Annotated in this window: 19 protein-coding genes; 11 read left to right on the forward strand and 8 right to left on the reverse strand. The window is 65.7% G+C overall.

Annotation, left to right across the window (positions count from 1 at the left end; all coding sequences use genetic code 11):
• Positions 1–28: 28 nt before the first annotated feature.
• Genes VGE27_RS16710 through VGE27_RS16720 form a run of 3 tightly spaced genes read left to right on the forward strand, consistent with a single transcriptional unit; the run spans position 29 to position 2,891 of the window.
• Complete coding sequence (locus VGE27_RS16710) at positions 29–562, forward strand: DUF3299 domain-containing protein (protein ID WP_331050814.1); 534 nt, start codon at positions 29–31, stop codon at positions 560–562.
• On the forward strand, positions 559–1,275 hold the full coding sequence (locus VGE27_RS16715; RefSeq protein ID WP_331050815.1) for an ABC transporter ATP-binding protein: 717 nt from the start codon (positions 559–561) through the stop codon (positions 1,273–1,275). The genes VGE27_RS16710 and VGE27_RS16715 overlap by 4 nt, the downstream gene beginning before the upstream one ends.
• A complete protein-coding gene (locus VGE27_RS16720; RefSeq protein ID WP_331050816.1) occupies positions 1,272–2,891 on the forward strand; it encodes an ABC transporter permease in 1,620 nt (539 codons plus the stop codon). The genes VGE27_RS16715 and VGE27_RS16720 overlap by 4 nt, the downstream gene beginning before the upstream one ends.
• 83 nt (positions 2,892–2,974) lie before the next feature.
• Here the strand turns inward: VGE27_RS16720 and ruvA are convergent, their stop codons facing one another.
• From ruvA to VGE27_RS16745, 5 genes are all read right to left on the reverse strand, one after another.
• Positions 2,975–3,568 carry a Holliday junction branch migration protein RuvA gene (gene ruvA, locus VGE27_RS16725; protein ID WP_331050817.1) on the reverse strand — a complete coding sequence of 198 codons (594 nt, stop codon included), beginning with the start codon at positions 3,566–3,568 and terminating at the stop codon, positions 2,975–2,977.
• On the reverse strand, positions 3,565–4,122 hold the full coding sequence (gene ruvC, locus VGE27_RS16730) for a crossover junction endodeoxyribonuclease RuvC (protein ID WP_331050818.1): 558 nt from the start codon (positions 4,120–4,122) through the stop codon (positions 3,565–3,567). The genes ruvA and ruvC overlap by 4 nt, the downstream gene beginning before the upstream one ends.
• Positions 4,119–4,862: a YebC/PmpR family DNA-binding transcriptional regulator gene (locus tag VGE27_RS16735; protein ID WP_331050819.1), complete on the reverse strand. Its 744-nt coding sequence runs from the start codon at positions 4,860–4,862 to the stop codon at positions 4,119–4,121. Before VGE27_RS16735 ends, ruvC begins: the two co-directional genes overlap by 4 nt.
• 97 nt (positions 4,863–4,959) lie before the next feature.
• The gene (locus VGE27_RS16740; protein WP_331050820.1) at positions 4,960–5,835 is read right to left on the reverse strand and encodes a DnaB-like helicase C-terminal domain-containing protein; all 876 of its coding nucleotides are present in this window, start codon (positions 5,833–5,835) and stop codon (positions 4,960–4,962) included.
• A gap of 4 nt (positions 5,836–5,839) precedes the next feature.
• Positions 5,840–6,235: a hypothetical protein gene (locus VGE27_RS16745; RefSeq protein WP_331050821.1), complete on the reverse strand. Its 396-nt coding sequence runs from the start codon at positions 6,233–6,235 to the stop codon at positions 5,840–5,842.
• A gap of 112 nt (positions 6,236–6,347) precedes the next feature.
• Between VGE27_RS16745 and VGE27_RS16750 the strand changes: the two genes are divergently transcribed.
• From VGE27_RS16750 to VGE27_RS16770, 5 genes are read left to right on the forward strand one after another with little or no spacing between them, the layout of a single operon-like run.
• Positions 6,348–7,910 carry a response regulator gene (locus VGE27_RS16750; protein WP_331050822.1) on the forward strand — a complete coding sequence of 521 codons (1,563 nt, stop codon included), beginning with the start codon at positions 6,348–6,350 and terminating at the stop codon, positions 7,908–7,910.
• Between the two features lie 28 nt (positions 7,911–7,938).
• Positions 7,939–9,858, forward strand: coding sequence for an ABC transporter ATP-binding protein (locus VGE27_RS16755; protein ID WP_331050823.1), 1,920 nt, complete (start codon positions 7,939–7,941; stop codon positions 9,856–9,858).
• 6 nt (positions 9,859–9,864) lie between these two features.
• Entirely contained in the window at positions 9,865–10,977 is a 1,113-nt protein-coding gene (locus tag VGE27_RS16760; RefSeq protein WP_331050824.1) for a glycosyltransferase, read from the forward strand.
• Positions 10,974–11,813: an ABC transporter permease gene (locus VGE27_RS16765; RefSeq protein WP_331050825.1), complete on the forward strand. Its 840-nt coding sequence runs from the start codon at positions 10,974–10,976 to the stop codon at positions 11,811–11,813. Before VGE27_RS16760 ends, VGE27_RS16765 begins: the two co-directional genes overlap by 4 nt.
• Before the next feature lie 47 nt (positions 11,814–11,860).
• The gene (locus tag VGE27_RS16770) at positions 11,861–13,015 is read left to right on the forward strand and encodes an aminotransferase class V-fold PLP-dependent enzyme (protein WP_331050826.1); all 1,155 of its coding nucleotides are present in this window, start codon (positions 11,861–11,863) and stop codon (positions 13,013–13,015) included.
• Positions 13,016–13,203: 188 nt separating this feature from the next.
• On the opposite strand, the gene tyrS is transcribed toward VGE27_RS16770, so the two are convergent.
• A complete protein-coding gene (gene tyrS, locus VGE27_RS16775) occupies positions 13,204–14,505 on the reverse strand; it encodes a tyrosine--tRNA ligase (RefSeq protein ID WP_331050827.1) in 1,302 nt (433 codons plus the stop codon).
• Between the two features lie 65 nt (positions 14,506–14,570).
• Between tyrS and VGE27_RS16780 the strand changes: the two genes are divergently transcribed.
• The 3 genes from VGE27_RS16780 to VGE27_RS16790 all read left to right on the forward strand — a co-directional run bounded on the left by VGE27_RS16780 (position 14,571) and on the right by VGE27_RS16790 (position 18,974).
• Positions 14,571–16,724, forward strand: a complete 2,154-nt coding sequence (locus VGE27_RS16780) for a PBP1A family penicillin-binding protein (protein ID WP_331050828.1) — start codon at positions 14,571–14,573, stop codon at positions 16,722–16,724.
• Positions 16,725–16,736: 12 nt separating this feature from the next.
• Positions 16,737–18,161 carry an amidohydrolase family protein gene (locus tag VGE27_RS16785; RefSeq protein WP_331050829.1) on the forward strand — a complete coding sequence of 475 codons (1,425 nt, stop codon included), beginning with the start codon at positions 16,737–16,739 and terminating at the stop codon, positions 18,159–18,161.
• A 228-nt stretch (positions 18,162–18,389) separates the two neighbouring features.
• Positions 18,390–18,974: an HNH endonuclease gene (locus VGE27_RS16790; protein ID WP_331050830.1), complete on the forward strand. Its 585-nt coding sequence runs from the start codon at positions 18,390–18,392 to the stop codon at positions 18,972–18,974.
• Between the two features lie 313 nt (positions 18,975–19,287).
• Here the strand turns inward: VGE27_RS16790 and VGE27_RS16795 are convergent, their stop codons facing one another.
• Positions 19,288–19,935, reverse strand: coding sequence for a hypothetical protein (locus tag VGE27_RS16795; RefSeq protein WP_331050831.1), 648 nt, complete (start codon positions 19,933–19,935; stop codon positions 19,288–19,290).
• Between the two features lie 14 nt (positions 19,936–19,949).
• Positions 19,950–20,528 (reverse strand): hypothetical protein (locus VGE27_RS16800; RefSeq protein ID WP_331050832.1); only part of this gene is annotated, 579 nt, incomplete at its 5' end.

The following is a 20,528-nucleotide window of genomic DNA, read 5'->3' on the forward strand; positions in this document are numbered from 1 at the left end:
TCCCGTCCTGCCAGCGAGCCAGACTTCCATGCATCGTCGCCTCAGCTCCGTGCGTTCCCTGACCGGCCTCGCCGCCCTTGTGGTGGCTTCGTCCGCGTTCACGACTCCGGCCAAGCCCACACGCCCCGCGCCGTCCAAGGCCGCGCAGGCTGCTCGTGTGCCCGCCAAGCCCGTCGCGGCTCCTGCCGACGATGCGGTCAACATCGACTGGCGCGTGCTGGCCGGTCTCGACTACTCCAACGGCACGTCGACCGACACGCTGAAGAAGCTGGATGGGAAGATGGTGCGCCTGCCGGGCTTCGTGGTGCCGCTCGACGACTTCCAGGAGGAAGGCGCCGAGTTCCTGTTGGTGCCGTACTACGGCGCCTGTGTGCACACGCCGCCGCCGCCGCCAAACCAGATCGTGATGGTCGAGATGTCGGGCAAGAAGTCCGTCAAGCTCAACCTGTTCGATGCGGTGTGGATGTCGGGTCGCCTCAAGATTTCCTCGATCGAAAGCCCCTACGGTACCGTGGGCTATCAGCTCGAAGGCCTCAAGGTCGAACCCTACTCGTCGAAATGACGGGCGCAGCGGCCGCACCGGCCGTTGAGCTTTCCCGGGTGCGCTTCGCCTACAAGGCGGGGCGCGACGTGTTGGCGATTGATTCGCTGACCATCGCCCGTGGCGAAACAGTCTTTCTGCATGGGCCGAGCGGCAGTGGCAAGACCACGCTGCTCGGCCTTCTCGCAGGTGTACTGCAGGCCACCAGCGGTGAAGTGCGTGTCCTGGGACAGAACTTCGCGGCCATGTCGAGCGGTGCGCGTGATGCTTTCCGCGCCCGCCATCTCGGATACGTGTTCCAGATGTTCAACCTCATCCCGTACCTCTCGGTGCGGGAGAACATCCTGCTGCCCATCCGCCTCGAGGCCCAGCGCCGACAGCGTCTGGGTGCGCAGTCGTTCGACGAAGCGGTGCAGGATGTCGCCTCGCAGCTCGACATCGCGCGTTATCTCGACTCGCCCATCGCGGAGCTGAGCGTGGGTCAGCAGCAGCGCGTGGCGGCAGCGCGGGCGCTCATCGGGCATCCCGAAGTCGTCATTGCCGATGAGCCCACCAGTGCGCTCGACACCGATCGGCGCGAGCAATTTCTCGAGCTGCTGTTCCGTTCGTGTGAGAAGGCGGGCGCCACGCTCATCTTCGTGAGCCACGATCACACGCTCATGCCGCTCTTCTCGCGCATCGTGGAGCTGGGGGAGATCAATCACGCGGCCCAGCGCACGGGGGCCGGCGCATGATGCTCATACTGCGACTCGCGCTGGCGTCATTGCGCAGCCGATTGCTCACCACGGCATTGACGGTGGCATCCATCGCGCTGTCGGTCACGTTGCTCGTGGGCATCGAGACGGTGCGTGCTGGCGTGCGCGAGAGTTTTGCCGGCACCATCCGCGGCGTGGACCTCATTGTGGGCGCGCGTGGTGGCACGCTGCAGATTCTGCTCAGCAGCGTCTTTGGTATCGGTTCACCGGCCGGTTCGGTGAAGCTGTCCACCATGGAACACTGGGCCGAACATCCGGCCGTGAAGTGGGTGGTGCCGTACTCGCTGGGCGACAGCCACCGCGGCTTTCGGGTGGTGGGCACGAGTACCGAGTTCTACGAGCGCTATCGGTACCGTCAGAACAACAAGATCGTGTTCGCGGCCGGTCGCGCTGCAGAAGCCGATTCCGAAGTCGTCATCGGCAGTGAAGTGGCCGAGCGTCTCAAGTACACGGTGGGCACGCCGGTGGTGGTCACGCATGGGCTGCGCGATATCGGCACGTCCAATCATGATGCGCATCCGTTCCATGTGGTCGGTGTGCTGCAGCGGACGTTCACGCCCATCGACCGCTCGGTGTACGTCACGCTCGAGGGCATCGAAGCGATGCACGAGGGCACGGAGACGGCGCCGCCGCGAGTGATCTCGCCGCGACCCGATTCGGCACCCAAGCGGGCAGCGGCGTCCCGGCCGGCGCCGGGCTCGAAGGAATCGATCATCGAGGCGAACAAGCGTCGGGCGGCAGCCGTTCCGGTGGCACCGCCTCCGGGTACGCCGATGGCCATGCCTGGTGCAGAGCCGCCCCCGGGCACGCCGATGGTGATGCCGGGCGCCTCCCCACCGCCCGCTGCGGCCACGGCGCCGGCACAGGGTGCACCGCTGGTGATGCCGGGTGCCGAGCCGCCACCGGCGGTGATGGAGCAGGTGAACAAGGCGGCGGAGGCGGCGCGTACTGCGGCGGCCGAACGTCGTCAGCAGGCCGCGAAGCCGGCACCGACTGCTGCGGCGCCTGCAGACAGCGCCGAGGAGCATCACGATCACGGCGACGACCAGATCACCGCGTTTTTCGTGGGCACGAAGAATCGGTTCGAAGCCCTGATGTTGCAGCGCGAGATGAATACGGATCTCGTGGAGCCGCTCACGGCCATCATCCCCGGCGTGGCGCTGGGCGAACTGTGGCAGAACATCGGCAGCGCTGAAGTTGGGCTGCGCGTGATCGCGATGTTCGCCGTGGCGATCAGCATCACGGGCATGCTGGTGGCGCTCTATTCGTCACTCGAAGCGCGTCGCCGTGAGATGGCGATTCTGCGGGCGATCGGCGCAGGCCCGCGCACCATCATTGCCTTGCTGGTGATCGAGAGCACCATGCTGGCGATCATCGGGTGCGTGATCGGCGTGGCGGCGGTGTACGCCGGGCTTGCGCTCGCGCAGGGGCCCATCGAACAGCGCTTCGGTCTGCATCTCGCGCTGCGCGCGCTGGGGCAGACGGAATACATCTATCTCGCCATTGTCATCGTGTCCGGCATGCTCATTGGTTTTGTGCCGGCATGGAAAGCCTATCGCACGACGCTCGTGGACGGATTGAGTCCGCGAGCCTGACAGTCTCGCCGCAGGTGGTTCGGAGACCCCGGACCACCCGCCGCCTGTTCAGTCCGATGATCCGGCGTCGATGGGACGTGGTGCTACTTGGCCGTGAGCCGCGACAGCGCACCACGCACAAGGGCACTGACATCGCGGGGCGCGCCGCTGTCCACCACGGCGCGCACTGCCCGATCGGCTTCCATCTGATTGTAGCCCAACGCCACGAGTGCGCGAACAGCGTCGTCACCCACCGGTGATGGCGCCGTTCCTGTTGTCGGCGCAAGGCTGACGGTGTCGATCTTGTCGGCCAGGTCGAGAATGATCTGCTCGGCCTTTTTGCGCCCCACGCGCGGCACGCGCATCAGCGTCGTGACGTCCTTCTCCTGCAGCGCACGCACCACGCGATCGGTCGTGAGTGCGGAGAGGATACCCAGCGCCAGCGCCGGCCCCACGCCCTTGGCGTGCAGCAGCTTCTGGAACACAGCGCGTTCGTGCGCATGGGAGAACCCGTAGAGGTTCCACCCGTGCTCGAGCACCACCAGGTGGGTGTGCAGCGTGAGCGTATCACCTATGGCTGGCAGGGACTCGAAGACCGGCAAGGGGATCAGGCATTCATAGGCCACGCCGCCGGCCGTCATGATCTCCACGCGATCGAGCTCGCGATGCATCAGGGTGCCACGAACCTGCGAGATCATCGACGGAAGGCCTTCGAGGAAATGATGGACGGAGAGGTCCCGGTGCCGGGCATGGTTGCGCTCACAGCGGGTGGGTTGAACGCCAGGCAGGCACACAGCGCCGCAGCCACACCATCGGCCGCGTCGGCGGGTTCCGGCGCGCTCTTGAGTCGGAGCAGGCGCGCCACCATGTACTGCACCTGCTCCTTCGTGGCCGCACCGCGGCCGGTGATGGCCTTCTTGATGGCCGTCGGCGTGTACTCGTGAATCGTCAGCGCCGACTGCTGGCCGGCCAGCAGAATCACGCCGCGCGCATGGCCCAGCACCACCGTGGTGCGCACGTTGCGTGCGTAGAACACGTCTTCAATGCTGAGCGTGTCCGGTCGATGACGCGAGATCAGTTCCCGCACGCCTTCGTGAATGTCGAATAGTCGGCTGGCCAAGGGTTCCTTGGCATTGGTGCGGATCACGCCGCACTCCACCAGGGTGGTGGTGCGACCATCGCTGGCCACCACCCCATATCCGGTCACCGCCGTGCCGGGATCGATCCCGAGCACGAGCGACGGTCGGGTCACGCGTCGGCCATCGCGTCGTCGTCCATCTCGAAGTTGGCATCGACCTTCTGCACATCGTCGAGCTCTTCGAGCGCCTCGAGCAGCTTGAGCAGCTGCGCCACGTTGTCGCCTTCCACCTTCACCGTGTTCTTCGGCACCCAGGCGAGTTCGGCGTTCTCCACCGTGTACTTCTTGCTTTCGAGGCCTTCCTTGGTGGCGTGCAGCGCAGCCGGCTCCGTGGTGATCACGAACGACTCACCGTCATTCACCACATCGTCGGCGCCGGCCTCGAGGGCCGCCTCGATCAGCGTGTCTTCCACCACACCCTGCGCAGGCACCGTCATCTGCCCCTTGCGGTCGAACATGAAGGCGACCGAGTTGGTGGTGCCCATGTTGCCGTTGTTGCGCGAGAGCTTGTGGCGCACGTCGGCCACGGTCCGCGTGGGATTGTCGGTGACGGCCGCAATCATGATGGCCACGCCGCCTGGGCCGTACGCCTCGTACAGCACTTCGACGTAATCGACGCCTTCGAGCTCGCCCGTGCCCTTCTTGATGGCACGCTCGATGTTGTCCTTCGGCATCGACACCGCCTTGGCGTTGTCGATGGCCGTACGCAGGCGCGGATTACCGTTCGGGTCGCCACCGCCCAGCTTCGCCGCCATCGTGATTTCGCGAATCAGGCGGGTGAACAGCGCGCCGCGCTTGTTGTCCGTCGCCGCCTTCGCGCGCTTGATCGTTTTCCATTTGCTGTGGCCAGCCATCGTCCTGTCTCGCTACCGGGAAAGTCGTTGCTCGTGTCGATCACCGAAATATGCCGACGCCAGCGCATTCGGTGAACCCGTGGGCCCTGCTCCCCGGCTACTCCTCGAGTACGTCCTCGAAGCGGCCGAACCGGCTGTCGAAATACAGGTCCACATATCCCCGCGGCCCATCGCGGTGCTTGAGCACCAGTAGCTCGGTGGCACCGGTGACACCGAGGTCCACCTCGTAGAGCTCCTCGCGATAGAGCCCGAAGACCAGGTCGGCGTGTGTACCCACAGCGCCGCCAATGCCAAAGTCTGTCAGGCGCGGGCGACGGTCGGCGCGTTGCCGGTCCAGTGCCGGGAGGTGGGCGGTGAGCAGTACGACCACCTGTTGCCGCAACGCCAGCCGCTTGAGCGAAAGCACCGCATGGCCGAGCGCGTCGTTTGGTGACGAGGCGTCGTCGAGCAACCCCTCGAGTGTGTCCACCACCACCAGCGATACATCGGGCGACGCTTCGAGTGCCCGCGCCACCGCCGGTACGCCGCCGCCCATCAGCGTCTCCACCACCGGCGCACGGTCGCGCAGCGCCAGGGCGGCCGTGGCCAGCCGCGTGCGTTCGTCAGACGAGACCACGCCAAGCCGCAGCGCTTCCAGCGACACCCGCGCCGACGTCGCCAGGGCGCGCTCATACGCGCGTTCGGGCAGCATTTCGCTGGTCAGCAGCAATGCTCGGCGGTCCGCCCGGCACGCGATGGCCATGGCAAGCGCCGAGCATCCTGCGCTGTCGTCCCCGCCCAGCACCACGAGCTCACCGCGCCGGAAGCCGTCGCCGATCGCGCGATCGATAGAGGGGAAGCCACTCGCCACGAGATTCGGATCGATCTCGCCCACCGTCACCGCCACGTCCAACCCGTCTTCGGTGCCACCGCCCATCCGGTCGAGGCGGGCCACGATTCGGGTGAGGGGCGAGATATCGCTGTCGTGGCTCACCGGCTCAGGTCCCGGCCAGCTGGCGGGCCAGGCGTTCGAGTTCCTGAATGGACGGGCCGTCGAGGTGGTTTCCTGTCGCCGCGACCAGGCTGCGTAGCGCCCCGGCCACCTGCAATGCGGTGCCCGTGGTGGTCTCCACGCACCGTACAAAAGGAGCGCGTGTGGCGGGCGGCAGTGCCAGCGACGCCAGCCAGACCTTGGCCGCCACCGCCCGCGAGGCACGATCGGCGGTGGGCAGCGCCTCCTCGATGCTCAGTCCCTGCGCGAGCCGGGCTGTGGTGAGCGCTGCAAGTGCCACCTCGCGTCCGCCGCCCAGAGGCAGCCGCCCCGCCAAGGCGGAGAGTGCCGGGAACGGGAAACGCAGGGGCTCGAGGGCGTATGGGAGGGGCTCGATATGCACGGGCGGAACATAACGTTTGCCGACGGCCTCGCCATCACGCACGCCCCGCGAATCGCGTACGCAAGTGGCTGCTCGCTGGACCCGCGTTCGACGCATCGGGTATCTTGTCCGGATGGCGCAGCCGGCAAAAACGATTCTGTGGGTGGACGACGAAGCGGAGCTCCTCGAGCCGCACCGGCTGCTCCTCGAGGAAAAGGGCTATCGGGTGGAGACGGCAACCAATGCCGACGACGCCCTGGAGCTGTTGCGCCGGCACCCGTACGATCTGGTGCTGCTCGACGAACAGATGCCTGGCACGCGCGGGCTCGATGCCTATCGCGACATCCGCGAGATCTCGCCCATGTTGCCCGTGGTCATGGTCACCAAGAGCGAAGAAGACACCACGCTCAAGGAAGCCATCGGGGCCAACATCCGTGACTACCTCGTCAAGCCGGTCACGCCGCGGCAGGTGCTCACGGTCATCACCCGCATTCTCGATGGCCCACTCATCCGCTCGCAGGCGCTGGCCCGTGCGTTCGTCGAACGTTTTCGCGCAATCGAGCAGGAGCGCTATGCGGGTCTCGACTGGCGCGGGTGGATCGAGCGTTTTGCCGAGTTGATGCAGTGGGATGTCGATCTCGCGGATGCTGGCGAGCTCGGTCTGCACGAGTCGCTGCGCGGGCTGTATCCCGATATGCACCGGGAGTTCGCGACGTTTATCCGCACTGAGTATCCGCGCTGGCTGCGGGAGCTCGATGGGGATCGTCCGCCACTGTCGGTGGACGTGGTCACCGAGTTCCTGCTGCCGCTGCTTGCCCGCGACCGCAAGGCGATCTTCATCGTCATCGATTGTCTGCGCCTCGACCAGTGGCGTGCGCTCGAACCGTCGCTCAGCGGCTTGTTCGACGTGGAGACGACGCACTACTACTCGATTCTGCCAACGGCCACGCCATACGCGCGCAATGCGCTGTTCAGCGGGCTCTTTCCGGGGGAGATCGCCGCGCGCTTTCCCGACTGGTGGGGTGAGCGCGACGACGAGGCGCTGAACGCGCACGAGAAGGAGTTGCTGGCGGCGCATCTGGCCGAGCTGAACGTGCCGGTGAATGTGCGCTACCAGAAGCTCACCACGGCGGCCGACTCCGACGATCTCGAGCGGCACCTGCCCGCGGCCATCGCCGGTGAGGGCGTGCACGCGTTCGTGTTCAATTTCGTCGACATGCTCACCCACGGGCGTTCGGAGTCGATGATTCTGTACGAAGTGGCGCGCGATGAGATCGCGCTGCGTGCGCTCACGCGGCAGTGGTTCGAGCGGTCTGCCCTGTTCTCGCTGCTCAAGGAAGCGTCACGCCGCAACGTGTCGGTGGTGGTGACCAGCGACCATGGCGCGCTGCACTGCAATTCACCGGCGACGGTGTTTGCGAAGCGCGATGCGACGGCCAACCTGCGCTACAAGTTCGGCGAGGATATCCGCGCCGAACGGCCTGAACAGGCGCTGCTCTTCAGCAATCCCGACGATCTCCGCCTGCCGCATCGCGGGCCGGGCAACAATACGCTGCTGGCCGCGGGTGACACGTTCTTCGTGTATCCCACCAAGCTGCGTGAGTATCAGGGGCGCTACCGGGGCTCATTCCTCCATGGCGGCGTTTCGCCGGAAGAGTGCATTCTGCCGGTGTCGCTGCTGACACCCAAGCGGTAGTCGTGATGTCCTTCACTATGCACGGCTCATGAGCGCGGCCACGGCGGCCACAGGCGCCTTCCGCACACCGGCATCGCAACTCTGGCGCCGCCTGTGGCGCTTCGTGGGGCCGCACAAGGGCAAGCTGGCGGCGGTCGTCCTGCTCAACGCCGCCGCTGCGGTGGCAGACGTGTTCTCCTTCACGCTGCTCGTGCCGTTCTTCAACGCGTTCTTCAAGACCGACCAGTTGCTGCCCACCACGGGCACCATCGGGCGGGTGCTCGAGGCGTCCATCGGCTTCCTGCTCGACGAGCAGAACCGCATGGCCTCGTTGCGCAACGTGATGCTGATCGTGATTGCCGCGGTCACACTGAAGAACACGCTGATCTGGTTGAGCGGGCAGGTGGGCGTGCAGTTGCAGGAGTACGTGGTGCGTGACCTGCGCAGCGGGCTCTATGCACACTTGCTGCGGCTGCCGTTGCCCTGGTTCACGCGCAACAAGGTGGGGCAGATCATCGCCCGGGTGCTCAACGACACCAGCAACGCGAAGACCGTCGTCACCGAGCTCGTCACGCGCTCCATGTGGAGTGCGGCTCAGGTGCTGGCCACGCTCGTGGCGATGTTCACCACGTCCTGGCGCCTGTCGCTGGCGGCGCTCGTCATCGCGCCCCTCACCATCGGTGCGATTCAGCCCGTGTTGCGCAAATTGCGCCGCGGCTACCGCCGGCTGGGCAATGAGCAGGGCGAGATGACCAGTCTCGTGCAGGAGGTCGTGAGCGGGGTGCGACTGGTGAAGTCGTACCGCGCAGAGGCGCGCGAAGAGCACCGTTTCGTGACGCAGAATCAGGCCTACGCCAAGGGCTTTGTGCGCGTGGGTCGGCTGGCGCTCTTGTCGGGCCCCGTCACCGAAACGCTGGGCACGTTCACCGCGGTGGCCATTCTCTGGTACGGGGCCCAGCTCGTGCTCGTACAGGAGACGCTCACCGGCGCCGAGCTGCTCGTGTTTCTCGTGCAGGTGATGCGTCTGCTGCAGCCGCTCAAGCAGCTCTCGCAGGTTCCTGCCGCGGCGCAACAGTCGCTGGCTAGCGCTGAGCGCATCTTCGAGATCCTGGATGCGCCCACGGAGACCGCCAATGACCGCGGCACGCGGACCACGGCCACGTTCGCGCACAGCGTCACGTTCGATGGCGTGGGCTTCCAGTACGACGCCCATGCCGTGGCGCTGGCCGATGTGAGCTTCACGGCGCAGAAGGGCGAGGTCATCGCGCTGGTCGGGGCGAGTGGTGCGGGCAAGAGTACGCTGGTCGATCTCGTGCCGCGCTTCCTCGATCCCACCTCGGGACGCATCCTGCTCGATGGTGTGGACCTGCGCGAAATCCGTCTCGATGCCCTCCGGTCGCTGATCGGCATCGTCAGCCAGGATACGGTGTTGTTCAATGACACCGTGCGCGCCAACGTCGCTTTCGGTCGCCCCGATGCCACGCAGGCGCAGCTCGATGCGGCCGCGCGCGCCGCAAACGCACTCGGTTTCATCGAAGCCCTGCCCCAAGGGTGGGAGACCAATCTTGGAGAGCGCGGCACGCGGTTGTCCGGCGGACAGCGCCAGCGCCTCGCCATTGCCCGCGCTCTGGTCTCCGATCCGCCGATTCTCATTCTCGACGAAGCCACATCGGCGCTCGACGTGGAGAGCGAACGGCTGGTGCAGGAAGCGATCGACAATCTGCTCGTGGGACGCACGGTGTTCGTCATCGCGCATCGCCTGGCCACCATTCAGCACGCGGATCGCATTTTGGTGCTCGATGGGGGGCGTCTCATCGAGGAAGGCACGCACCCCGGGCTGCTTTCGCAGGATGGCGCGTATGCGCGTCTCCATTCGTTGCAGTTTGATCGTCGCGCTGTTGTGGTCGATGAAGACTCCGATGCCATGCTGGTATCGGCCGAGCAAGGTCCAGCGTCGGCAGACGAGTAGGCTACGATGCGCGTGCTCGTGCTGACAACGGCATTGCGCTTCACCCCCGATGTGCAGCTGCTGCTGCACCTGGCGGCGGCCTTGCATGCGCGCGGTGAAGTCGTCGCGGTCGCTGGCATCCATCGCAGCGCCGTCGACCGGGCCGTGACAACTGGGTGGCCGCGACTCTCCGTGCGCACATTCGGCAGCGTGGAGTCCTCGCGGCACACATCTGCCGTGAGGGAGGTGGTGAGCGCGTTGCGCCCCGATGTGGTGCTGGTGCGATCAGAGGCCGATGCGCGCCTCGCATCGGCTGCGATGGGTGCCCGTGGTGGCGTGCTGCGACTGTTGGGGCTCGACGAGCGCGAAGCGTCTGACGATGCAGGCGGCAGTCGCTGGTCCTTTGGACGGACACGGGCACGTATCGTGGAATGGGGGCGTCGGTCTCCTGCACTCAGTTGGCCAAGTGCCGCCCCGGACGACGAGGTGCACGAGACCGGGCTGACGTCAGAGCTCCTCGTGTTGCCCGCGCCGCCGCATGCGGAGACCGAAGAAAGCGCCCCATACGACGGACACACTGCCACGGCGCTCCGGGCCGCGGCGCACCTGCGCCGGCGACATTCCGATCTCAAGGTCACCTTGCTGGGCGAGCCGGAGGGGATGCAAAGTGCACGGGTGCACGCGGCTGCACTCGACCTCACTTCCGCCCTGTCCATCCGTTCTGTGCAATCGTTGCTTGGCCTCCATGAGCGAGGCGCGACAGCGCTCTGGGTTGCCGATCAAGGCGACGGTGGCGCGATCTGCACGATGGCGGCCATGAGCCAGGGTATCCCTGTGGTGATGGCGCACGACGCCGCGGCATCGGTACTCGTCGCACCGGCGATCACCGGGTTCTTCGATCAGGTCGCGTCGGCCGGTGGCACGGTGACCTCCGTGTCGCTCGTCATGGAGTTGGCCCGCTTGCTCGGCGACCGGACGGTACGCCGCACCATGGGAGAAGCCGCACGCCACAAGGCGCAACGCGAGCATGGCTGGGAGGCGTTTGTCGATGAGGCCACGGCGCAACTGGTGAAGGCGGGTGGCGCGCCATCCCGCGATCGGACTTCGAAGACCACGTCCTCCGCCGGGTCTAGATCGTGAGTGCGAGCGAGCGATTGCGACGCGATGGACGCAGCTGGTTCGGTGCGCTCGTAGTGATGCTGATCATCGTACTGGCCATGGCGGCGCCACTCGTGACGACACACGATCCTGCGCGCATCGATCTGCGTCACGCGCTCGAGGCACCGTCGGGTGACCATTGGCTCGGTACCGATGCGCAGGGACGGGATGTGTGGTCGCGACTGATCTTCGGGGCGCGTGTTTCGCTTCTCGTCGGCATCGCGTCGCAGGGCATTGCACTGGGGATCGGCGTGGTGTTGGGACTGGTGGCCGGCTATCGCGGACGCTGGACCGACGAAGTGATCATGCGTCTGGCCGATGTCACACTGGCGTTCCCGAGCTTGCTGCTGCTCATCGCCATGGCCGCCGCATTTGAGCCATCGCTCACGGTGGTCTGCGTGGTGATCGGCGTGGTGGGCTGGGCGGCGATGGCGCGCCTCGTGCGTGGGCAGGTGCTGGTGGTGCGTGAGCTCGAATACGTGCAGGCCATGCGGGCCCTCGGCGCGCGCGATGGTCGCATCGTGGCCCGGCACATCCTGCCCAATGTCGTGGCGCCGGTGGTGATCGCCGGGACGCTCGGCATTGCCGGCGCGATCATGGCGGAGGCCGCACTGTCATTTCTTGGACTCGGTGTGCAACCACCTACACCCAGCTGGGGCGCGATGATCGCTGACGGCCGCGACCTCGCGCAGTTGCGTGATGCACCCTGGACGTCGCTGGCCCCGGGTCTGGCCATCGGTGCGGCAGTACTCGGATTCAACCTGCTCGGCGATGCCCTGCGCGACGCCCTCGATCCGCGGGCTGAGCGGCGCAGTTGATCGGATCGCTCGCATGACCGTCATCTCCCTTCACACCGGCTGGATACATGTCGACGCCTCTTGATGTCGCCGCACTGCGCGCGCGCGAGTACCCGTGGATGGCCAACGACCCGGCCATCTACTTCAACGCGGCGTCGGTGGGGCCGCTGCCGCAGCGCACAGTCGACGTCACCGCCGAATGGACGACGATGCGTTCACGTCCACATCAGTTGCCGTTTCCGTTGATGCAGGAAGCGGCGGCCACCGCGCGCAGTCAGTTTGCGGCGCTGGTTGGTGCGGATGCGGACGAAATCGCACTGATGCCCAACACCACGTATGGGCTCAATCTCGCCGCACGCGCGCTGCCACTGCGTCCGGGCGCGATCCTCACGTTCGATGGCGAGTTCCCGAGCTGCGTGTATCCGTTTCAGGCGCTCGGTTCACGTGGCATCACGCTCGACCTCATACCCAAGCGCGACGGCATTCCTGACGAAGATGCCCTGCTCGAAGCCATCGGCAACCGCTCCGATGTGGTGGCCGTCGTAGTGTCGTGGGTGCAGTTCGCGAACGGTTTCGTGGCCGACCTCGCGCGTATCGGCAACGCCTGTCGGGCGCGCGGGGTCTTCTTCATCGTCGACGGGATCCAGGGCTGCGGCGTGCGTCCGATCGATCTGCATGCCTTGCCGGTGGACATCTTCGCCAGCGGTGCGCAGAAGTGGCAGCTCAGTCCCTGGGGGACGGGCTTTGTGTACGTGCGCCGTGAACTGGTGACGTCGCTCGAACCGCACGACGTGGGCTGGGCCTGCATGAAGGCGTCAGTCGACTACACGCGCCTCACCGACTACGAGTTCGATTTCTTCGACGACGCCCGTCGGTTCGAAGTGGTGACGCTGGCCTATCAGGACTTTGCCGCCGCCAACGCGTCCACATCGCTCCTACTCGAGCTGGGCGTAGCCAACATCGCAAAGCACCTCGAGCGGCTCGGTGACCGTGTGGTGCAGTGGGCATCCGGTCGCAAGGATGTAAGCCTGATCACCCCGGCCGACCCAGCGCGTCGCGCCGGCGTCCTGTCATTCGCGCCCCAGCGTCTCGACGCGATGGCCACGGTCCTCAAGAACGCACACGTGACACATGTGGTGCGCGAAGGAGCCATTCGCCTCTCGCCGCACAGCTACAACACGCTCGAGGAGATGGACCGGGTGTTGGCGTTGCTCGATGGGTGACGGAGTACCCTGAAAGACTGCTGAACTACCGAGAACACAGATGACACAGAACGCGCAGATTTTCGCAGATACAACCCTAGCGCGCTGAGTCGCAATCTTGCCACGACTCTCGTCGGCCTTTTTCTAGGTGGTATCTGTGCTTTTCCGTGCCGTTCTGTGCAATCTGCGTTCCCCCCGCTGTTAGCCCGTTACGGCACCTGCACCAGGCCGAACTCACGCTGCCCCTTGCGCACCAGAAGATGCCGGTCGCGCAGCAGACGGTCCTCTCCCACAACACGATCCGCCGCACCGAGCTTCACACCGTTGATGCTCACACCGCCCTGTTCGAGCAGGCGCTTGGCCGCGCCACGTGAGGCGGCGATGCCAAGCAGGGTGAGGCACTGATACACGTCGATGCCTTCGGCTGGCGCGCCTTCGGCTGGCGCGCCTTCGGCCGGTGGGGCGTACTCGGCGAACGGAATCTCGGCACGCAGTGCCTTGAGCGCCTCACCAGACAGCCCCTGCGGGTCGGCCTTCTCGAACAGTAGGGCCGACACTTCCTGCGCCACCCGCGCCGCTTCGGCGCCGTGCACTCGCGTCGTCACTTCCACCGCCAGTGCCCGCTGCGCTGCGCGCTTCTCGGGCGCCGAGCGGACCTCGGCGTCGAGCGCCGTGACCTCATCCTGCGAGAACAACGTGTAGTAGCGCAGGTACTTGGACACGTCACGATCGTCGGCGCCAATCCAGAACTGGTAGAACTGGTATGGCGAGGTGCGTTCCGCGTCGAGCCACACCGACCCGCCGCCGGTGCTCTTCCCGAACTTGGTGCCGTCGGCGTTGGTGATCAGGGGGAAGGTCAGCCCGTTGGATTCCTTGCCACCGGCACGCCGGATCAATTCGAGACCCGCCGTGATGTTCCCCCACTGATCGCTGCCGCCGAACTGCAGCGTCACGCCCTCGGAGCGGTTCAGCTCCAGGAAGTCATGGGACTGCAGGAGCATGTACGAAAATTCGGTGTATGAAATGCCGCCCTCGATGCGGGATTTCACCGAGTCCTTGGCCAGCATGTAGTTGACCGAGAAGTGCTTGCCTGTCTCGCGCAGGAAATCCAGCACCGAGAGTTTCGACAGCCAGTCGACGTTGTTCACCAGCTTCGCGCCACGCGGACCCTCGAAGTCGAGGAATCGGCTGAGCTGCGCGCGAATGGCCTCGGCGTTCGCGTGGATGGCATCGAGCCCCTGCAGTACCCGCTCGCTGGCCCGACCACTCGGATCACCGATCATGCCCGTTGCGCCGCCCACCAGCGCATACGGGCGATGTCCCGCGCGCTGCAGGTGCATCAGGCCCATGATGGGGATGAGATTCCCCACGTGGAGGCTGGAAGCCGTGGGATCGAAGCCGCAGTAGCCGGAGACCACACCGGCGGCGAGTGCCGCGGGCAGGCCTTCGGTGTGTTGGCTGATCAGCTCGCGCCACGCGAGCTCGTCGAGAAGGGCAGGTCGTGCAGACATGAGCTCAAGATAACCGGTCCCGACGTGGCGCGTCGCGGCCCCTGTCGGTAGCCTTCAGAACTGTGATGTCACTTTCATCCGTGTTGACGCGCCGCCCGTGGATCGGGTGGGTGCTGGTGATCGGGCTCCTTGGCGGAGCGATCGGATTCGGCGTCCTCGCCGGCGCCTGGGCCGTCATTTGCCGCAGCGGTCGCTGCCCGTCCATCGCCGCGCTCGAGGAGTACGTGCCGCGGCAGACGTCCAAGGTCTATGCCGTCGACGGGCGCTTCATCACGGAATTGGGACTGGAGCGCCGCACATTGGTGCGCCTCCAGGACATCCCCAAGCATGTGCGCGACGCGGTGGTGATCACCGAGGACCGGCGCTTCTATCAGCACGCCGGCATCGACTACTTCCGCATCTTCGGCGCCGCGCTGCGCAACCTGCGCGCCGGCGGCTACGCGCAGGGCTTCTCCACCATCACCATGCAGCTGGCCCGCAACGTCTTCTCCGACCGCATTTCCCGCGAGAAGACGCTGCTCCGCAAGGTGAAGGAAGCCCGTGTGGCCCGTGCCATCGAGCGCCGCTACTCCAAGGACAAGATTCTCGAGCTGTATCTCAATCAGGTCTACCTCGGTAACGGCGCCTACGGCGTGGAAACGGCGTCACAGCGCTACTTCGGTAAGTCGGTGCGCGACGTCACCGTGGCCGAAGCGGCGGTCCTGGCGGGCCTGCTCAAGGGACCGGAACGCTACAACCCGCGTCGCTTCTCCGACCGGGCCATTCAGCGTCGCAATACCGTGCTCGAACTGATGCGGCGCGGCGGAGCCATCAACGATGCCGATGCGTCGTTGGCCAAGGCATACCCGCTGCAGCTGGCCGAACGCGCGGAGTCGGGTGATATCGCGCCGTACTTCGTGGAGTGGGTGCGCCAGGAGCTCGAGTCGCACTTCGGCAAGCGGCTCTACGATGAAGGCCTCAAGGTGTACACCTCACTCGACGTGGACATGCAGACGGCCTCCGAGCGAGCGCTCGAAAATCAGCTGCAGGCCATCGAGGCCGGTCGTCATGGTGCCTACAAGCACCTCACGTACGAAGGCTATCTCGCACGGAGCGCCGACGGTGGCGAACGCGGTGCTGCCAACTCGCCGTACCTGCAGGGCGCGTTCGTGGCCATCGATCCGCGCAGTGGCGCCGTGCGCGCCATGGTTGGCGGACGCGATTTTGGCGACTCCAAGTTCAATCGTGCCGTGCAGGCGCTGCGCCAGCCGGGGTCCACGTTCAAGCCGGTGGTGTACGCCGCGGCGGTGCACGAGGGCTTCGGCCCCTCACAGGTGGTGGACGATTCCCCCATCGCGCTCGATCAGGTGAGCGGCGAAACCTGGACCCCGCAGAACTACGATCTCAAGTTCCAGGGCAATCTGCCCATGCGTCGCGCGCTGTACATGTCGCGCAATCTGCCGGCCATTCGCACCGGCATGGCGGTGGGTACGGATGCCGTGATCAGCATGGCCCGGCGCTTCGGCATCAGCACGCCCATTCCACCGTATCCGTCCATCTTCATTGGCTCGGCCGACGTGTACCCGGTGCAGATGATCGGTGCCTACTCGGTCTTCGCCAATCTCGGTTTGCACACCACGCCGCATGCCATCCTCAAGGTGGAGAACGCTGACGGCAAGGTGATCTGGAAGCCCACGCCCGATCGGGAAGCGGTGCTGTCTCCCGAAGAAGCGTGGCTCATGGTGAGCATGATGAAGGACGTGGTGGTGCGCGGCACGGCGGCGCGCATCTGGAGCAACGGTTTCCGCGTGCCTGCCGGCGGCAAGACTGGCACCACCAACGATGGCGCCGACGTCTGGTTTATCGGTTACACCGCCGATCTCGTGGCCGGCGTGTGGATGGGCTTCGATCGCCCGCAGAAGATCAAGTCGAATGCACAGGGCGGTGAACTGGCCGCACCCGCGTGGGCGGCGTTCATGACCGAAGTGTATCGCCGCAAGCCGCAGCCGCCCGACTGGCCGCGTCCCGACGGTGTGGTGACGCGCGAGATCGATGTCGTCACCGGCCGTCTGGCCAACAGCAGCTGCATGGGCAGCGTCGTGACGGAGTTCTTCGTGCAGGGCTGGGAGCCGACGCAGAGCTGCAGTGATGGTGGCGGCCCGACGCCGATGAGCGCCGACAGTGCACGCATCCGGTCCATGCGGGACACGACCAATCCGTTCCGCATCCCTCCGCAGTAGATCGCGCCCGACATGACCGTCGGCGCTTCGCCATCCGCTCTTTCGTCACGCACCGCCCAGGCCACGCTGTACACGGCCGACTGGGTGCTGCCCATTGCGTCACCGCCCATCCGATCGGGCGGTGTGCTGGTGGAGCAGGGCGTCATTCAGTGGGTGGGGATGCTGCAGGAGCTCCCGCCCCATCTGCGCGGTGATGGCGTGCAGGTGGAGGCGCTGGGGGCCGCGGCGCTGATGCCAGGACTCGTGAACGCGCACACCCACCTCGAGCTCACGACGTTGCGTGGCTTTCTCGAGGGATTCGATTTTCGGGACTGGCTGCGCACGCTGACCGAAGTGCGCCGCGATCTGTTGTCGCCAAGCGACCTGGTCGACGCCTCACGTGTGGGGATTGCCGAGGCACTGCGGCACGGTATCACCACCATGGCCGATACCACCGACTCCGCGGCGCCCTTGCAGGCGATGCGCGAACTCGGTGTGCGTGGTATTGGCTACGTAGAGGTCTTTGGTCCGGATCCGGCGCAGTGCTCGGCGTCGATCGAGCGACTGCAGGAGCGTGTGCTCGCACTGCAGGCGCTGGATACCGCGCTCGTGCGTGTGGGTGTGTCGCCCCATGCGCCGTACACGGTGAGCGCACCGCTCTTCGCCGCCACGGCGCGACTCGCCCGCACGCACGCGCTCCCGATGGCCGTGCACATCGCGGAGAGTGCGGCGGAAACGGCGTTTGTGCGCGATGGCGATGGCCCGTTTGCCGAGCGCCTGCGTGCGCGCGGCATCGGTGTGGCCCCACAGGCACGTTCACCCATCGCCCTGCTGGATGCATGCGGTGTGCTGGACTGCCAGCCCTTGCTGATTCACGCCATCCGCGTGGACGATGACGATCTCCGGCGCGTGGCCGAGGCGGGTGCTACCATCGTGCACTGCCCCATCTCGAACGCCAAACTGGGGCACGGCATCGCGCCGCTCGATCGCATGCTGCATCACGGTGTCGCAGTGGGGCTGGGCTCCGATTCGGTGGCCAGCAATGATCGCATGCACCTGCTCGACGAGGCGCGTCAGGCGACGCTGATGCACGCGGTGCGGTCTGGTGCGCCGGATTCGCTCGACACGCACACCGCGCTGCATCTGGCGACACAGGGCGGCGGCGCAGCGCTCGGACTGGGCCATCTGGTAGGCACTCTCGAAGCGGGAAAGGCCGCCGATCTCGCCGCCTTTCCGCTCCGGGTCTCCGACGTTGGCCCCGTGTTCGATCCGGCGGTAACGCTGGTGCACGTGCTGGGCGGGCGGGCCGAGGCCTCGTTTGTGAGTGTGGCTGGAGAGGTGCTCGTCCGTAACGGATTGGTGACATCCAGCGCCGCGGCACTGATCGACGGCAGTATGGAACGCCTGGTCGCCACCGCGGCGCGACTGGAGCAGTGGCGGCATCGCGGTTCGGCGTGATATGCTTCGATATGCGCATGCACCGTGCCCGGTACCCGCAGAGCGGCCTGAGACCGCACAGTAGTCAGTGGCGGAGTACCGTCAGGGGCACGGCCGTTCTTCGGATGGCGCGTTTCTAGTCCTCAAACATTCCCCGCTGCGTGCTGGTCGGCCCCGTGTCGACGCCACAGCGGGGTTTCGTTTTTGGGGACACCTGGTCGACTGCAGCAATTCAGCGGAGGGTAGGGCGTGATCGCCGGATGTCTCGCACTGAATGCGTCGTACGAACCACTGACGATGGTCCCGCTCCGGCGGGCATTGCGTCTCGTCATTGATGGCAAGGCGGAGATCGTCGAAGCCGAAACCGGCGTGCCGGTCCGGTCGGAGAAGCGGGCGTTCCCGCGTCCCGCCGTGATTCGGTTGACCCGCTTTGTCCATGTGCCGCGCCGTTTTCGCCGACAGGTCACCAACACGTTCCTGTTCGCCCGTGACGACTACCAGTGCCAATACTGCGGTCGTCGGTCGAATGAACTGAAGACCCGGGAATCACTCACGCGCGACCATCTCATCCCGATGTCGCGCGGTGGCACGAACGAGTGGTCCAACGTGGTCACCGCCTGCAGCTCCTGCAACACCCGCAAGGCGAATCGTCTGCCGTCGGAGATCGGGATGATCCCCATGCATGTGCCCACGGAGCCGCACTTCGTGCACCTGTCATGGGCAGTGCGGCGTCTTACACCGATTCAGGCGCAGTACATCCGCACGTTCTACGGCGAAGACACACTGCGCGAACTGCAGAAAATCGAAGGCGCGACACAGAAGAAAGAGGCCTGACCTTTAAAGAAGTCAGATTTCAGACATCAGAGCTCTGATATCCGACGGATATAGAGTGTGAGAAATCAGACCTTCCTAGACATGAGAGATCTGAGTGCACGAGGCAGACTGCCCACCGTCGTGACGCATCGCTGGATGTGATCCTGTGGCCATGCGTCGCTGTTTGCCTCAGCCTGTGTCGCACACGACAGGTGGCCGGCGTCAGTGCTCAGGCTTCTGACATCTAGGATGGTCTGATCTCTCACTTTCTATCTCCGTCAGATATCAGACTTCAGAGCTCCGATATCTGACGACTGAGATCTGACCCCGTCCTTCAAAACACCATTGATGGACTTCGCGCTTCCAGTCTCCGCACTTCTCCGCCCAGCAACCGGCTCGCCAGTGTGCGCACGCCGCGGGTGAGTGCCGAGGCCGGGCTGCGCTTGCCTTGCACCGCGGGTGCCGCTTCGCCGCGTAGCCAGCGATCGAGTTCGTCCAGGTCGCTCACCTGCAGCGACTGCAACTCGGCCTGTACAAGCACATAGCTCTTCTTGCCGCGTTGCGGTGTGGACAGTCCTGGCGCATAAGCCAGCTCCATGGCCGCCCGCGCGTCCGCAAACCGCGTATAGCTGCCCAGCGACGTGATCGCTCCACCTACGCGGCGCACGACCTCGTAACTACGGTCGATCACGTCGTAGCGCACGATCACATCCCACTCAGCGCGGCTGTGGACATCGTCGAACCAGCGTCCTTCCGACCAGAGCTCCGCCCGTACGTGCAACCGGGCCGGGAAACCACTGCGCACCATTTCGTCGAACGGCTTTTCGGCCAGCACACCACGCACTGCGATCACCGGTGGGTACACCGTCTGACTGATGCGAATATCGATCTCCGGCTTGCCTTGCGCCCACGCCGCGACGCTGCTGCTCACGAGGAGCAGCAGCGTCACGAGGAGATAGACGAGGGGGCGGATCGAGCGCACGTGACGCGTTCGGACTAGAAGCGACGCGAGAGGCGCACGTACACGTTGGGCGACTGACCGCTTTCCGAAACGGCCTGCGCGATGTACACGCCGAAGCTGCCGAAGTCGAAGCCGCCGCCGATGTCCGTACGCCATCCGCTGATGGGCGGCACCTTGCTGCGGCCAAACGTCAGATTGTCGATCGACGGGCTGCCGGCATTGCTCACCAACCAGCCACGCCCCGAGTTGGCAAAAATCACCCAGGTGCCGTCACCGCGCACACCGTTGAATCCCCAGCGACGATCACCGTAGTTGTCGTCACCGAACAGGTTGAGGCGGAAGTCGCCCTTCCACTCGAGCTGGGCCAGCACCATGCGGTCGCACTGCGCGGGGCGGCCCAGCGCGATGTATCCCGCCTCTTCACCGGTGGCGCAGGTGCCCACATCGGCGCTGCCGATCATGCGACGGAAGTCGAAGCCCGGTAATGCGTCGATGCCGCTCACGGCCAGTCGGCGCTGAACGGGCAGGGCATCACCATTCATCCAGCCACCGGCCACCACGCGCATGTTGAGCTGAGCCTGCGGTCCAAGGCGATTGTAGCGGCGCAGGTCCAC

Origin of the sequence: Gemmatimonas sp., from assembly GCF_036405635.1 — a bacterium.
GTDB lineage: Bacteria > Gemmatimonadota > Gemmatimonadetes > Gemmatimonadales > Gemmatimonadaceae > Gemmatimonas.

Bases quoted from the DNA above. Each gene is read 5' to 3' on its own strand.
- VGE27_RS16710 (WP_331050814.1), top strand. From the start codon at position 29: ATGCATCGTCGCCTCAGCTCCGTGCGTTCCCTGACCGGCCTCGCCGCC.
- VGE27_RS16715 (WP_331050815.1), top strand. From the start codon at position 559: ATGACGGGCGCAGCGGCCGCACCGGCCGTTGAGCTTTCCCGGGTGCGC.
- VGE27_RS16720 (WP_331050816.1), top strand. From the start codon at position 1,272: ATGATGCTCATACTGCGACTCGCGCTGGCGTCATTGCGCAGCCGATTG.
- ruvA (WP_331050817.1), bottom strand. From the start codon at position 3,568: ATGATCTCGCAGGTTCGTGGCACCCTGATGCATCGCGAGCTCGATCGC.
- VGE27_RS16735 (WP_331050819.1), bottom strand. From the start codon at position 4,862: ATGGCTGGCCACAGCAAATGGAAAACGATCAAGCGCGCGAAGGCGGCG.
- VGE27_RS16750 (WP_331050822.1), top strand. From the start codon at position 6,348: ATGGCGCAGCCGGCAAAAACGATTCTGTGGGTGGACGACGAAGCGGAG.
- VGE27_RS16755 (WP_331050823.1), top strand. From the start codon at position 7,939: ATGAGCGCGGCCACGGCGGCCACAGGCGCCTTCCGCACACCGGCATCG.
- VGE27_RS16760 (WP_331050824.1), top strand. From the start codon at position 9,865: ATGCGCGTGCTCGTGCTGACAACGGCATTGCGCTTCACCCCCGATGTG.
- VGE27_RS16770 (WP_331050826.1), top strand. From the start codon at position 11,861: ATGTCGACGCCTCTTGATGTCGCCGCACTGCGCGCGCGCGAGTACCCG.
- tyrS (WP_331050827.1), bottom strand. From the start codon at position 14,505: ATGTCTGCACGACCTGCCCTTCTCGACGAGCTCGCGTGGCGCGAGCTG.
- VGE27_RS16780 (WP_331050828.1), top strand. From the start codon at position 14,571: ATGTCACTTTCATCCGTGTTGACGCGCCGCCCGTGGATCGGGTGGGTG.
- VGE27_RS16785 (WP_331050829.1), top strand. From the start codon at position 16,737: ATGACCGTCGGCGCTTCGCCATCCGCTCTTTCGTCACGCACCGCCCAG.